Source organism: Ruegeria sp. YTSA144, assembly GCF_059610125.1.
Genome location: NZ_JBXWNA010000006.1, coordinates 215,814 through 230,149, shown reverse-complemented (window position 1 = coordinate 230,149; position 14,336 = coordinate 215,814). Strand labels below are relative to the sequence as shown.

At 58.4% G+C, this 14,336-nt stretch carries 14 protein-coding genes and 1 riboswitch; of the genes, 13 read left to right on the top strand and 1 reads right to left on the bottom strand.

The window, feature by feature from the left end; all coding sequences use genetic code 11:
- Positions 1-97 precede the first annotated feature (97 nt).
- The 10 genes from miaB to cmk all read left to right on the top strand — a co-directional run bounded on the left by miaB (position 98) and on the right by cmk (position 10,586).
- On the top strand, positions 98-1,417 hold the full coding sequence (gene miaB, locus AC2FF8_RS14515) for a tRNA (N6-isopentenyl adenosine(37)-C2)-methylthiotransferase MiaB (protein WP_496880017.1): 1,320 nt from the start codon (positions 98-100) through the stop codon (positions 1,415-1,417).
- Positions 1,418-1,626: 209 nt separating this feature from the next.
- The gene (locus tag AC2FF8_RS14510) at positions 1,627-2,355 is read left to right on the top strand and encodes an outer membrane protein (protein ID WP_496880057.1); all 729 of its coding nucleotides are present in this window, start codon (positions 1,627-1,629) and stop codon (positions 2,353-2,355) included.
- 136 nt (positions 2,356-2,491) lie between these two features.
- The gene (locus tag AC2FF8_RS14505; RefSeq protein WP_170344912.1) at positions 2,492-3,514 is read left to right on the top strand and encodes a PhoH family protein; all 1,023 of its coding nucleotides are present in this window, start codon (positions 2,492-2,494) and stop codon (positions 3,512-3,514) included.
- Positions 3,515-3,550: 36 nt separating this feature from the next.
- Positions 3,551-4,045, top strand: a complete 495-nt coding sequence (gene ybeY / locus AC2FF8_RS14500) for an rRNA maturation RNase YbeY (RefSeq protein ID WP_480685325.1) — start codon at positions 3,551-3,553, stop codon at positions 4,043-4,045.
- A 36-nt stretch (positions 4,046-4,081) separates the two neighbouring features.
- Entirely contained in the window at positions 4,082-4,969 is an 888-nt protein-coding gene (locus AC2FF8_RS14495; protein WP_257600179.1) for a hemolysin family protein, read from the top strand.
- Positions 4,966-6,471 carry an apolipoprotein N-acyltransferase gene (lnt, locus tag AC2FF8_RS14490; RefSeq protein WP_496880016.1) on the top strand — a complete coding sequence of 502 codons (1,506 nt, stop codon included), beginning with the start codon at positions 4,966-4,968 and terminating at the stop codon, positions 6,469-6,471. Before AC2FF8_RS14495 ends, lnt begins: the two co-directional genes overlap by 4 nt.
- Positions 6,472-6,512: 41 nt before the next feature.
- Positions 6,513-6,562, top strand: a riboswitch (SAM-SAH riboswitch).
- Positions 6,563-6,567: 5 nt separating this feature from the next.
- A complete protein-coding gene (gene metK / locus AC2FF8_RS14485) occupies positions 6,568-7,749 on the top strand; it encodes a methionine adenosyltransferase (protein WP_496880015.1) in 1,182 nt (393 codons plus the stop codon).
- 97 nt (positions 7,750-7,846) lie between these two features.
- Positions 7,847-8,557: a tRNA (guanosine(46)-N7)-methyltransferase TrmB gene (trmB, locus tag AC2FF8_RS14480; RefSeq protein ID WP_496880014.1), complete on the top strand. Its 711-nt coding sequence runs from the start codon at positions 7,847-7,849 to the stop codon at positions 8,555-8,557.
- A gap of 68 nt (positions 8,558-8,625) precedes the next feature.
- Complete coding sequence (aroA, locus tag AC2FF8_RS14475; protein ID WP_496880013.1) at positions 8,626-9,972, top strand: 3-phosphoshikimate 1-carboxyvinyltransferase; 1,347 nt, start codon at positions 8,626-8,628, stop codon at positions 9,970-9,972.
- Positions 9,969-10,586 carry a (d)CMP kinase gene (cmk, locus tag AC2FF8_RS14470; protein WP_496880012.1) on the top strand — a complete coding sequence of 206 codons (618 nt, stop codon included), beginning with the start codon at positions 9,969-9,971 and terminating at the stop codon, positions 10,584-10,586. Before aroA ends, cmk begins: the two co-directional genes overlap by 4 nt.
- Before the next feature lie 23 nt (positions 10,587-10,609).
- Here the strand turns inward: cmk and AC2FF8_RS14465 are convergent, their stop codons facing one another.
- The gene (locus AC2FF8_RS14465; protein ID WP_171726659.1) at positions 10,610-11,086 is read right to left on the bottom strand and encodes a YHS domain-containing (seleno)protein; all 477 of its coding nucleotides are present in this window, start codon (positions 11,084-11,086) and stop codon (positions 10,610-10,612) included.
- A 217-nt stretch (positions 11,087-11,303) separates the two neighbouring features.
- Here AC2FF8_RS14465 and AC2FF8_RS14460 point away from each other — a divergent pair, with 217 nt between their 5' ends.
- The 3 genes from AC2FF8_RS14460 (at position 11,304) to AC2FF8_RS14450 (ending at position 14,180) form a co-directional block, all read left to right on the top strand.
- Positions 11,304-11,840: a hypothetical protein gene (locus tag AC2FF8_RS14460; protein WP_170344921.1), complete on the top strand. Its 537-nt coding sequence runs from the start codon at positions 11,304-11,306 to the stop codon at positions 11,838-11,840.
- A 208-nt stretch (positions 11,841-12,048) separates the two neighbouring features.
- A complete protein-coding gene (locus AC2FF8_RS14455; RefSeq protein WP_170344922.1) occupies positions 12,049-13,734 on the top strand; it encodes a tryptophan halogenase family protein in 1,686 nt (561 codons plus the stop codon).
- 128 nt (positions 13,735-13,862) lie between these two features.
- On the top strand, positions 13,863-14,180 hold the full coding sequence (locus tag AC2FF8_RS14450; protein ID WP_496880011.1) for a DUF6525 family protein: 318 nt from the start codon (positions 13,863-13,865) through the stop codon (positions 14,178-14,180).
- The last annotated feature ends 156 nt before the right edge of the window (positions 14,181-14,336 follow it).

The following is a 14,336-nucleotide window of genomic DNA, read 5'->3' as shown; positions in this document are numbered from 1 at the left end:
GGAAAGTCCTGCCAAATTCGGGTAATTGCGCCCGCATTGCAAGCGGCGTTCGAAGTGTATAGATGACGCCGATCCAGCGAATGCAAAGGCCCGTCCCATGTCCGAACCGAAAAAGCTGTTTATCAAGACTTATGGCTGTCAGATGAATGTCTATGACAGCGAACGCATGTCCGAGGCGCTGGGCGGGCAGGGCTATGTCGAAACCAAAACGCCTGACGATGCCGACATGATTCTGCTGAACACCTGTCACATCCGCGAAAAAGCGGCTGAGAAAGTGTATTCGGAACTCGGTCGCTTCAAGGGGCTGAAGGCCGAAAAGCCTGACCTGAAAATCGGTGTGGCGGGATGTGTTGCGCAGGCCGAAGGTGAAGAAATCATGCGCCGCCAGCCGCTGGTCGATCTGGTCGTTGGCCCGCAAAGCTATCACCGTCTGCCCGAGATGGAGGCCAAGACCCGAGCGGGCGAAAAGGCGCTGGACACTGATTTCCCAGAAGAAGACAAGTTCGAAAAGCTGAAGAACCGTCCCAAGGCCAAACGCGGCCCGACGGCGTTTCTGACGGTTCAGGAAGGCTGCGACAAGTTCTGCGCCTTCTGCGTCGTGCCTTATACACGTGGGGCCGAAGTCAGCCGTCCGGCGGATCGCATCATCCGCGAAGCCCATGATCTGGTTGAACGCGGCGTGCGCGAGATCACGCTGTTGGGTCAGAACGTCAACGCCTACCACGGGGCCGGACCCGACGGAGATATGACCCTGGCCGGGTTGATCTGGGAACTGAACAAGGTTGACGGGCTGGAACGTATCCGTTTCACCACGTCCCACCCCAATGACATGGCCGATGACCTGATCGAGGCGCATGGCACCTGTGACAAGCTGATGCCGTATCTGCACCTGCCGGTTCAGTCGGGCTCGGACCGTATCCTCAAGCGAATGAATCGCAGCCACACGGCAGAAAGCTATCTGCGCCTGATCGAGCGCATTCGTGCGGCACGCCCGGATATCGTGATGTCGGGGGATTTCATCGTCGGCTTCCCCGAAGAAACCGAAGAGGATTTTCAGGCAACGATGGATTTGGTTGAAGAGGTCAAATACGGCTACGCCTATTCCTTCAAATACTCCACACGCCCGGGAACACCTGCGGCCGAGCGGGCTCAGGTTGATCCGGCTGAGGCGGATGATCGGTTGCAGCGTCTTCAGGCCCTTATCACCCGTCATCAAAGGGAAATTCAGGACGGTATGGTTGGCCGTACAGTCCGCGTCTTGTTCGAAAAACCGGGCCGTCTGCCTGGTCAAATGGTCGGAAAATCCGAGTATCTTCACTCGGTTCACGTAAAAGGCCCCGAGATTGCCGTTGGTGATCTGAAAGAGGTCCGGATCACCGAGTCAGGCGCCAACTCTTTGGCGGGCGAACTGCTCTGAGACGGTGAGATTCCGCCGTTCAGGCACCATAGTTGGTGTTTGTTTCCAAAATTTACCCTTGATTTATTGCTTGGAACTATGTTCCGAGAGGAGCCATGTTTTTTGGGGCGCCAGTTTTTGCGTCTAAAAAACGATTATACGCCGATCCGAAGGTCGGAGTGATGGAGGTACGAGTGTCAATCTTGAAGAGCTTCAGGGCCTTGAGCCTGGTGAAAACCTTGCCCCTGGCTTCCGCGGTCACTCTACTTGCCAGCGCGACGATTGCCGGGGATTTGAAAGGCAAAACAACCGATCCAGTTGTAATTAGCCCCAAGAAATTCAGCAGTGACGTCAGTGCATTTTACCTGGGGATTTCTGGTGGCTACGGTTCGGGCAGGGACGATCGATTTGGTCTGAGAACGCCCGCCGGGCTGTTTGATGTCGGCGACCTCAAAGTGTCCGGAACTTATGGTGGCTTTCGCGGTGGTTGGCGCGGTGTTCTGCCTTCCAGGTGGGGGCGTGATTTCGTCTATGGTTTTGAAGTCAGTTATGATTTCGGATCCTTGGATGACAGTGTACGGGCGCAGATCGGCGGGTCTAACGTCGAGGGTGGGGCCGAGATATCTGACGTTTTGTCCCTCAAATATCGAAGCGGCCTGACAAGCCGAAACGGTCGGGTTCTCTACTTTTTCAGCGTCGGGTACCTGTGGGGCGATGTTGAAACGACCAACAGCATCACATCGGGAACTTCGGTACAGAGCTTTTCGGCGTCGGACAGGCGGGGCGGATACACCGCAAGCATCGGTGCCGAACACAAGCTGACCGACAATTGGTCAGTCACCGGCGAATACGAATACGTCCAGTTCAAATCCGAAGACATTCAATTCGGTTCGGGCTTTTCCACGAAGTCGACACCGAAATACGGCGGTTTGAGATTCGGGCTGAACTATACTTTCTGATGTCCGTCTGACATGCATTTTTCTTTACTGTGATCGGCGCTTTTGTCATCCGTGGGCTTATTTTTGAAACTGTGGCTTGCGCCCACCGAGATTTGTTGGCTACGCTCGGGGTGAACCGCCAAGACAGGAGAACGGATTGGCCATCGGTGCCCTGACCCCACCGCAAGATGAAATGCCCCAACGCGAGGCGTTTGTAGAGTTTCCCGACAACCGATTGTTGATTGACCTGTGTGGCGAATACGACCGCAATCTGACCGACATCGAAAGCAAGCTTTCCGTCCAGATCGTACGCCGCGGCAATCAGCTTGTCGTGATGGGCGATGAGGACGCTCAGAAGCAGGCTATCGAGGTGCTGCAATCGCTTTACACGCGGCTGGAAGGCGGGCGTGAGGTCGAGGCCGCGGACGTGGACCGGGAACTGCGGATGGGTGGTTCGGAACAGGGGACCGGCAGCCGAGACGGCGATCAGCTGGAAATGTTCAAGGGCGGTTCAGTCGAGATCAAAACCCGCAAGAAACTGGTCGAACCGCGCACGGACGCCCAGAAGGCTTATGTGCAGTCACTGTTTCAAAACGAGCTTGCATTTGGCATCGGACCTGCCGGCACGGGGAAAACCTATCTGGCTGTCGCCGTGGGCGTGTCGATGTTCATTGGCGGACATGTGGATCGAATCATCCTCAGCCGCCCGGCGGTCGAGGCGGGGGAAAAACTGGGCTATCTGCCCGGTGACATGAAAGACAAGGTCGATCCCTACATGCAGCCGCTGTACGACGCGCTGAATGATTTTCTGCCCGGCAAGCAACTGGCCAAGCTGATCGAGGAAAAGCGAATCGAAATAGCGCCGCTGGCGTTCATGCGTGGACGCACGTTGGCCAATGCGTTCGTGGTGCTGGACGAAGCACAGAACGCCACGACCATGCAGATGAAGATGTTCCTGACTCGTCTGGGCGAGGGCAGCCGCATGGTAATCACCGGCGACAGGTCTCAGGTCGATTTGCCACGCGGCGTTCAGTCCGGGCTTCAGGATGCGGAAAGACTGTTGAAAACGATTCCCAATATCAGCTTCAACTATTTCACGTCCAAAGACGTGGTTCGCCACCCGCTTGTGGCCGCGATCATCGAGGCGTATGAGGCGGATGCGGGCCGCGAAACCAGTTGATTGCAAGGCTCATTCACAGGGCTGTTGTGCGATAAGATGAATCTGGAACTCACTGTCGAAGACGACCGGTGGCAAGGGCTTGAAGCTTTGTCGCGGCAGGCGATATCCGCCGTCCTGTCCCATGCGGAACTGGACCCGGAGTGTTGCGAGGTCAGCGTTCTGGGATGCGATGACGCGCGCATTTCGGAACTGAACGCCGAGTTTCGCGGCAAACCTACCGCCACCAACGTTCTGAGCTGGCCGGCAGAAGATTTGGCCCCGGACGAAGCCGGGCAAGCGCCGCATCCGCCAAAGCCGGATTTCACCGGTGAAATTCCTTTGGGCGATATTGCGATTTCCTTCGACACATGTGCGCGAGAGGCCGATGAGGCAGGCAAGGACATTGACGATCACGTCATTCATTTGCTTGTTCACGGAACGTTGCATTTGCTGGGATATGATCACATTCGTGACCCCGATGCCGCTTTGATGGAAGGGATTGAGGTCGAGATACTTGGCAAGTTGGGTATAGATGACCCATATAAGGTATAAAGTGGGTCATGTGACCCGATCAGTTGGAAAAAGGTAATGGGCGAAACAGACGGCAGTTCTGGGGCAGCGCAAAGCGCGCAACCTCAGGACAGCGGCAATGATACAGAAGAGAAAAGCGGGTTTATTTCCCGAATTTTCGATGCGTTTTCGGGTCAGGAGACTCCTCAAAACCCGGTGATGAATGGGCAGAGCGCAGCGGCCGCTCGGCCTCATGGGATGATGAACTTGCGCCGGATGCGCGTCGAAGACGTGGCCATTCCCACGGCCGAGATCATCGCGGTTCCTTCTACCATCACCAAGGATGAACTGGCCGACGTGTTCCGGGACAGTGGGTTGTCCAGAATCCCGGTCTATGAAGGAACGCTGGATACGCCGTTGGGCTTCGTTCACCTCAAGGATTTCGCACTGACCCATGGTTTCAATGGCGGTGCGGACAAGTTTGACCTGAAATCCATGTTGCGCACGCTTTTGTTCGTGCCGCCTTCAATGCCGATCGGGGTCCTGCTGACCAAGATGCAGACCGAACGTCGCCATATGGCGTTGGTGATTGATGAGTATGGCGGAGTCGACGGGCTGCTGACGATCGAAGACCTGATAGAACAGGTCGTGGGTGAAATCGCGGACGAACACGATGCAGACGAAGATCAGCTCTGGGTGCAGGAAAAGCCGGGCTGTTACGTTGTGCAGGCACGTGTGCCGCTTGAGGACTTCGAGGCCGAGATCGGCAGATCCCTGACCAGCCACGAGGATGTGGATGAAGAAGACATCGACACGCTGGGGGGGCTTGTGTTCATGCTGTCCGGGCGTGTTCCGGCGCGGGGTGAGGTCGTGATCCATCCGGAAGGACCGGAATTCGAAGTGATCGAAGCCGACCCGCGGCGCATCAAACGGTTGCGCGTCATGCTGCCGGACGTGGCTGCATGACGCCTGTCCGGGGCTGGCCGTCATCGTTGAGATTTTTTGCCGCCACCGCACTGGGCGCCGTCGGCGCTTTTGGCCAGGCGCCGCATGGGTATTGGGGCGCTACGGTTCTTGCGCTGATTTTGATCGTTCCGGTTTTCCTTGCCAGTGAAACCCGCGCTCGCGCGGGGTTGATCGGCTGGTTCTTCGCCACCGGCTATTTTGCACATGCACTCAGCTGGATCATCGAGCCCTTTCAGGTGGACGCAGAGCGCCACGCCTGGATGGCACCGTTCGCGCTGGTGTTCATGGCCGGCGGGCTCGCCCTGTTCTGGGCGGTTGCGTTTCGACTGGCGCGGCATGTTGGCGCGACCGCCATGCAGCAAGGCGTTTTGCTGATCGCAACGCTGTCGCTGGCCGAACTGGCACGGGGATATGTGCTGACCGGATTCCCCTGGGGCGGAGTGGCGCAAATCTGGGTGAATACGCCCGTGGCGCAAGTGCTGTCTCTGGTGGGGCCATATGGCTTGAATGCGCTGACATTTGCCGTGGCGTTTCCGATAGGGGCGGCACTGGTTCAGGAAAGACGCGTGCGTGCATTGGTCCGGCCGCTGGGATTTGCGGTTGCGGCGGCGGTGCTGGCGATTGGCTATGGGTCGATGCGGCCAACGGTTCAGGACAGCCCGCACACAGTTCGTGTTGTTCAGCCCAACGCGCCGCAGCATCAAAAGTGGGACCCGGCTTTTGCGCCCTTGTTTTTCGCCCGCCAGATTGAGTATTCAGCCGCTTTGCCCGGACCGGACCTGATCGTCTGGCCCGAGACCTCAGTTCCAGCCTGGCTGGGCAGCGCACAACCGTATTTGACGGCCATCGCGGATGCCGCTCAGGGGACGCCCGTGGTTTTGGGGATCCAGCGCGGAGACGGCCCGAGGATCTTCAACTCGATGGTCTATCTGGATGAAGCCGGGCAGCAGGGCGGTCTGTATGACAAACACCATCTGGCCCCTTTTGGGGAATACGTGCCTTTTGGCGAGTTGATGGGCCGTTTTGGGATTTATGGGATGGCGGCCACGACGGGGCATGGATTCAGCGCGGGGCCGGGGCCTGATCTTTTGGACCTTGGCGAATTGGGAAAGGCGTTGCCTCTGATCTGTTACGAAGCCGTGTTCCCGCAGGATGTGAACGGTGCGCCGGGCCGGGCAGACTTTCTGCTGCAGATCACCAATGACGCATGGTTCGGAACGCGTTCCGGACCGTTTCAGCATCTGGCGCAGGCCCGGATGAGGGCGATTGAGCAGGGTCTGCCGATGATCCGTTCGGCCAATACCGGCATATCGGCCATGATTGACCCGCTGGGTCAGATCACGGCCTCATTGGCTTTGGGCAAGGCGGGATACGTGGATGCGATCCTGCCGCAGCCACAACGGCCAACAGTTTATTCCCGCATCGGGGACAGCCCCGTTCTTGCTGCGCTATTGTTTCTTGCTGCACTGGCGTGGTTCAACATCCGCCGCCTGACCAAATAATTAGAGATTGACCCCATCTTGAAGCGCGCGTATGCGTCTGTGACCTGTCACAACGGCTTCCTGGCGTGGCGGAGAAACCCCTAATGGAGCGCATTTATGTCCCGACAGAACTATACATTTACTTCGGAATCCGTTTCCGAAGGGCATCCTGACAAGGTCTGCGACCGTATCTCGGATGCTGTCCTTGATGCATTTCTCAACGAAGAACCAGAAGCCCGTGTGGCCTGCGAAACCTTTGCAACAACCAACCGGATTGTGATCGGTGGCGAAGTAGGCCTGTCTGATCAAGACAAGCTGCACGATTACATGGGGCGCATCGAACAGATCGCTCGTGATTGTGTGAAAGACATCGGTTACGAGCAGGACAAGTTTCACCACGAAACCGTCGAAGTAACCAACCTGCTGCACGAACAATCCGCCCATATCGCCCAGGGCGTTGATGCGGCGGATGACAAGGACGAAGGCGCCGGCGACCAAGGCATCATGTTTGGTTATGCCACGACTGAAACTCCGGCGCTGATGCCTGCACCGATCCAGTATTCGCACGCGATCCTGCGGCGTCTGGCGGAAGTACGCAAGAACGGCACCGAACCTGCTTTGGGCCCCGATGCAAAGTCGCAGTTGTCGGTTGTTTATCAGGATGGCAAACCGGTTGGTGTCAGCTCGATCGTTCTGTCTACGCAGCATCTGGATGAAGCGCTGTCTTCTGATGATATCCGCGCCATCGTAGAACCTTACATCCGTGAAACCCTGCCCGACGGCTGGCTGTCGGCAGAAACCGAATGGCACGTCAACCCGACCGGCAAGTTCGTTATTGGCGGACCGGATGGTGACGCGGGCCTGACCGGGCGCAAGATCATCGTGGACACCTATGGCGGCGCGGCCCCGCATGGCGGCGGCGCGTTCTCGGGCAAAGACCCGACCAAGGTTGACCGTTCGGCAGCTTACGCAGCACGATACCTGGCCAAAAACGTCGTGGCGGCCGGCATGGCCGAGCGCTGCACGATTCAGCTGAGCTATGCGATTGGTGTGTCCAAGCCGCTGTCGATCTATGCCGACACGCATGGTACCGGCCAACTGGCGGATGCGGCTATCGAGAAAGCCGTGGGTGAGGTCATGGATCTGACGCCGCGCGGCATTCGCCAGCATCTGCAACTGAACAAGCCAATCTATCAGCGCACTGCTGCTTACGGCCACTTTGGTCGCCAGCCGAGCGATGATGGTGGGTTCAGCTGGGAACGCACCGATCTGGTCGATGCGTTGAAATCCGCAGTCTGATCTGAACAACACAAAGCGCGCCTTTCAGGGCGCGCTTTTTCCTCGTGTGTACCACGCGCCCTTGCAACGTTCTCTGGCCCGCAGTATGGCGACCGCCATGAGCACCGAGACCCCACAACGCCCGCGCAGAAACTTCTATGGCCGCTTTAAGGGCAAGACCCTGAAGCCCAGCCAAAAGACCTATCTGAACGAAGATCTGGCGGCTTTGTCGCCCGGCGCGGTGGATTGGGAAACAAACCCTGAACGCAGACCGTTGGACCTGAACAAGTTGTTCGGCAGCAAGCCGGTCTGGCTGGAAGTCGGCTTTGGCGGTGGCGAACATCTGGTTCATCAGGCGCAAAGCAACCCCGACATCGGCATCATCGGGGCCGAGCCCTATATCAACGGCGTTGCCATGCTGCTGGGCAAAATCCGGCAGGCGGGGGTTGAGAATCTTGCTGTACATCCCGGCGATGCCCGTGACCTGTTCGACGTGCTGCCAGAGGCCAGTATATCGCGCGCCTTCCTTCTGTATCCTGACCCGTGGCCCAAAACCCGGCATCACCGTCGCCGTTTCGTGACACCGGAACATCTTGAACCGTTGGCGAAGGTCCTGAAGCCCGGATCGATCTTCCGGGTCGCCACGGACATCCCCGACTATGTGCGGCAGACGCTGGAGGAAGTCCCCCGCGCCGGGTTCGAGTGGCTGGCCGAACGCCCCGCAGATTGGCGCGAGCCGTGGGAAGACTGGATTTCCACACGCTACGAGCAGAAGGCCTTGCGTGAAGGGCGCACGCCCCATTACCTGACCTTCCGCCGCAAAGACTGATTGCCGCTGGACCAACCGGTGCCAATTCGCTAATCGGCTTGAGCACTGATAGCGCAAAAGGAGCCCCCATGTCCGGACACGGAACGCCCATCCCGATGACCTCGCATCCCTGCGGCCCGCTGACCGGCACGGCAGAGGTGCCGGGCGACAAGTCGATTTCGCACCGGTCGTTGATCCTTGGTGCGATGGCCGTGGGCGAGACCAGGATCTCGGGATTGCTCGAAGGTGAGGACGTCTTGGACACCGCAAAGGCAATGCGGGCATTCGGGGCAGAAGTCACAGATCATGGCGGCGGCGAATGGACCGTGCACGGCGTGGGTGTCGGCGGGTTCGCCGAACCGGATCAGGTGATTGACTGCGGCAATTCCGGCACCGGGGTGCGACTGATCATGGGTGCCATGGCGACCTCGCCGATTGTGGCAACGTTTACTGGGGATGCCAGCCTGAACAAGCGTCCCATGGCGCGGGTAACGGATCCGCTTGCGTTGTTTGGTGCGCGGGCCGTGGGCCGCTCGGGGGGGCGTTTGCCCATGACGATCGTCGGTGCGGCAGACCCGACTCCGGTCCGGTACGAAGTTCCGGTGCCCTCGGCCCAGGTGAAATCCGCCGTCCTGCTGGCGGGGCTGAATGCCCCCGGTAAAACCGTGGTTATCGAGAAAGAGGCGACCCGCGATCATTCCGAGCGGATGTTGTCCGGGTTCGGTGCCGAAATCACGGTGGAAGACACCGATGAAGGCCGGGTCATCACTTTGACGGGGCGCCCCGAATTGAAGCCGCAGGTCATCGCCGTTCCACGCGACCCGTCCAGCGCGGCCTTCCCGGTTTGTGCGGCGCTGATCACGCCCGGTTCGGACGTTCTGGTGCCGGGTATCGGCCTGAACCCCACGCGCGCGGGCCTGTTCACGACGCTGCGCGAGATGGGTGCCGACCTGACCTATGAAAACGAACGCGAAGAGGGCGGCGAGCCGGTTGCCGATCTGCGCGCGAAGTACTCGCCAAACATGAAGGGCATTGACGTGCCGCCTGAACGCGCGGCCTCGATGATCGACGAATATCCCGTTTTGTCAGTGGTTGCCGCAAACGCCATGGGCACGACGATGATGGGCGGAGTGAAGGAACTCCGAGTGAAGGAAAGCGACCGCATCGACGCCATGGCACGCGGTCTGCGCGCCAACGGCGTCACGGTCAACGAGGGTGACGACTGGTGGTCGGTCGAAGGGTTGGGCATCGGCAAGGTTCCGGGCGGCGGAACGTGCGAAAGCTTCCTGGATCACCGCATTGCCATGTCCTTCATGGTGATGGGCATGGGCGCGATGAACCCGGTAAGCGTGGATGATGGTGGCCCGATCGCGACCTCCTTCCCGATTTTTGAGCCGTTGATGGCGTCGCTGGGCGCAAAGGTAGAGCGCAGGTGAGCTTCACTGTCGCGATTGACGGACCTGCGGCTGCGGGCAAGGGCACGATCTCCAAAGCCGTGGCGGCGTATTTCGGGTTTGCGCATCTGGACACCGGCTTGCTGTATCGCGCCGTCGGGCGGCGTACCCTCGAAGGGTTTGGTGCGCTTGAAGCTGCGCAGGCCCTGACCGCCGAAGAGCTTGAGCAGGGTGATTTGCGCACGGCTGAAATCGCGCAGGCCGCCTCCAAAGTGGCGGTGATCCCCGAGGTTCGCGCTGCCTTGGTGGATTTTCAGCGCGCCTTTGCCCGAAGGTCAGGCGGGGCGGTCTTGGATGGGCGCGACATCGGGACGGTGATTTGTCCCAATGCCGAGGTGAAGCTGTTTGTAACGGCCAGCCCGGAGGTAAGAGCCGAACGCCGGTTTCTGGAGCTTAGCGCAAAAGGGGCTGACGTGACGCGCGAACAGGTTCTGGCAGATGTCAAAGAGCGGGATGCGCGGGACGCAGAGCGCAGCGCTGCGCCGATGAAGCCAGCTGAGGATGCAGTGCAACTGGATACAACAGACCTCAGCATCGAGGCTGCATTGGCCAAAGCGCTTGAAATCATAAGCGCGAAACTGCCCGCGACGCGCTGACGTCGCAGGCAGGGGGGCGGAGTTTACAGCTCGCCTACGGCGATGCTTTTGATGTTTGCCCACTGTTCATCCGCCGTTTTTGCGGTGGCGGGAACGTCCTTCAGGAAGGCCGCGCGGGTTTCGGCGTTCAGGAACAGGTACAGTTTTCCATCTGCTACCAGGTACTGATCCGGGTCTCCGTCGAACTTCTTGCCGACTGACACCCCGAACGAGCAGAACCCACCATGCTGCGGCAGGTAGGCCGCCGGGTTCGCCTCGAACGCTTCGAGGTTGGCGGCGGTGGTGAAGTAATAGGATGCGCCATCATAGGTCGCCGAGTGGGTGGCGAAGCCTTCGACCGGGTTGCCATCATTGACCAATGCAACCAGATCGACCCCATGTGCGGCAAGCGGGGCGCCTGCGGCCGAGATGCCGTTCGACACGTTGATTTCGTCGGCGGCAAAAGCCGGAGTGGACAGGGCGATAGCAGCTGCCAGGGCGGTGAAGACGATGGTTTTCATTACACGTTTCCTTTTGGTTCTGGGTTCGGGTCGATCGGATCGTCGACCGGTGAAACATAGTTAGGGGATGAAAGTTGGACGTGTAATCGCAGATAGGCCATCAGATATTGCAGATCGTACAAGTATCTGAATTGAGGGAAGGCGCATTCACCAAGCTTTGTTTGGTCAGTGCGGGTTTTCACACCTATGCTGAAAGAATGCCCGCAGGAGTGTCATCATGATCCGATTAGCCCTCATTCTTGTTTTCATTGCCCGAAGCCTTGCCGCGCAAGAGCCCGTGCAAAGCCCACCCGAAGCTGAGCCGCCGATGACCTACGAACGGCTGGGCAACATTCTTTTTGCGCTTGACCCCGAAGCAGAGCCGAGCGGCCCCGGGTTTCAATTGACGATTGCAGGGGTGCAGGTCTTGGTCATCACCGACACCAATGCGGATCGGATGCGGGCCATGGTCCCGATCCGCAGCGCCGAGGCGCTGTCGGAGGAAGACTTGATCCGAATGATGCAGGCCAATTTCGACAGCACGCTGGATGCCCGATACGCGATCGCCAATGGCACCTTGTGGGCTGCGTTTATCCACCCGTTGTCCCTGTTGGAAAAAGACCAGTTGATCTCGGGGCTGGCCCAGACTGTGAACATCGCCAGGACATATGGCACCCTGTATTCCGGCGGCGCGGCAGAGTTCGGAGGCGGCGACAGCACCGATCTGCAACGAGAGCTGATTGAAGAGCTGCTGAAGAAAGGCGAAGAGATCTGAGCGGCACCGTGAATCTGGGATTGGCGTGACGCCAGCGGACTGGCCGTCGTTGCACGGCCGGGTCTTCAGTCCGGTTCGTCATAGGCCCTAGATGGATTCGGGAAAGCTGTTATAGTTTCTTCCCAGCGAAAAGGGAAAGCTGCGACACAACCCGCACATAAAACGGGGGCGCAGCAAAAAACTCCCAAGCCAACAGGGACAAAACTACATGAACAATCGTTTGAACAAAATCACCATCGTGGGTGGCGGTACGGCTGGATGGATGACCGCGCTGATCCTGGACATGGTATTTTCCCGCACGTCAGCGCCCAAGGATCGACCGAAAATATGCCTGATCGAAAGCCCGAACATCTCGACCGTGGGGGTGGGTGAAGCTACGGTTCCGCGCATGCCTGTCACGCTGCGTCAGGCGGGCATTTCAGAGCGGAGTTTCTTCCGCGAGACCAACGCGTCCTTCAAGCTGGGCGTGAAATTCTGCAACTGGAACAATGACGCCAAGGGCAATCGCATCGATTACATGAATCCCTTTGCGCACGGCCAGATGCTTGAGGGGCTGGAGGCCGCCGAGTATTACCTGCGCTTCGGCAATGGCGACAGGGATTTCACGCAGTCCATATCACCGCATGATGATCTGGCCCGTTTGTGCAAAGGCGCGCGTCCGTTGGGCCAGCCGGAATTCGAGCAACGGTTTGGGTATGCCTATCACCTGGATGCCGTAAAGTTTGCAGGCATGCTGACCAGGGTCTGCACGAAGCGCGGAGTGGAGCATATCCGGGATGAGGTGCAAACGGTTGAGTTGGATGAACAGGGCAATGTCAGTCATCTCATGCTCGAGGCAAAAGGCCGCCATGACATTGAGATGGTCGTGGATTGCACCGGGTTTCGCGGGCTGATCATCAACAAGGCACTCGGTGAGCCATTTTTGGATTACTCTGACTACTTGCCCAATGATCGAGCCATGGCGTTGCAGATCGAACATCCGGATCCTGACAAGATCGAAAGCGCCACAAGATCCACTGCTTTGGGCGCAGGTTGGACATGGCGCGTACCGCTTTTTAACCGCGTGGGCACAGGATATGTCTATTCGTCGGCACACCGCACGGATGATCAGGCCGCGGACGAATACCTTGAATGGCTGGGTGACAGCGGCAAAGGTTTGACACCGCGCGTGATCCCGATGCGGGTCGGTCGCGTGCGCAATGCCTGGGTCAAGAATTGCGTGGCCATAGGCCTGTCCGGCGGGTTCATTGAACCGCTGGAAAGCACGGCGATCCATATGATTGACCATGCGATACGCTGGTTCGCCGAGCATTTGCCTACGCGAGACATCGAGCCTTCGCTGAGGGACAGATACAATCGGCAGATGGACAAGCTCTATAACGAGGTTCTGGAATTCATCTGTTTGCACTATCGGTTGGGCAACCGTACCGATGACCAATACTGGATCGATGCGCGCACCGAGATGAAGATACCGGATCGGTTGGCCGAAAATCTTGAATTGTGGCAGTATCGCCTGCCGATGGACCACGATATCGAGTTCGCCACATTGTTTGACAGCCGCGTTTATCAAACCGTTCTGTTGGGCAAACAGGTCTATGATACCGGCTATGGTTCAGGCATCCGTGATCGACTTCGACCGTTGAAGAAACCGATCTGGTTCCAGGGCATGAAGAACGCGAAAATGGATCTGGCGAAAATCATCAAGTCGATGCCGGATCACAAAACACTGTTGCGCGATATCCGGGGGGAGCTTGAGCAACCTGCTTTTGGAATGGCCGCGGCAATGAAACCGACAGTGGCGATGCCGGGCACGGCGCCAGCCCCTGTTGTCATCGAGAACATGCCGAACTTTGCTGAAATTCAAAGCGGCAAAAAGGATCTGCAACTGTTCTGAATGCTTCCTGCCCGTTGCGCAGAGAGTGTTTGCAGGAAAGGCGGGGCGTAAACTCCCCGTCTTTTTTGCTTCCGCCTGCTTTGTCGATGTGTAATGTAATTACATATAAACTGCGAAAGGCGGCCGTATTGCGACAACAGAAGAAACAAGGGCAAACAAGGGGGCGGAACTTGCGGAGCACCCTCAAACGTCGGAGACGAAAGGCATCGCCTATGCAGGCTTACGACTCTCTGCCGTCAGGGCTGCGCCAGTGGTTGGCCTCGGCAAGCTTGCCGTGGAGCCCCGTTTCTGCGCAGAAAATCTGGAACCGGGCTGGGTGCGCGCGCAACCCTTCCGCAGCGTTGATGCGATTGGACGCAATCGAACAGGCCATGCTGCGGCGCGATGCCGGGGTTTGGAGTTTCAAAACCGGCAACGCGCCTGGGCGCAGGGCCGCCAAACCTTGAAAATATGGGCTTTGCCCTTGCACATACCGGGAAATCCGCCTATACGACGCGCTGTCGATACACGGGCGGTCAACGTCCGGATGACGTTTCTGAGCAGGGCCGGGTTACCTCGGCCCTTTGTGTTTGTTTGCTCAGGGGCGCACCGGATCACGCCTG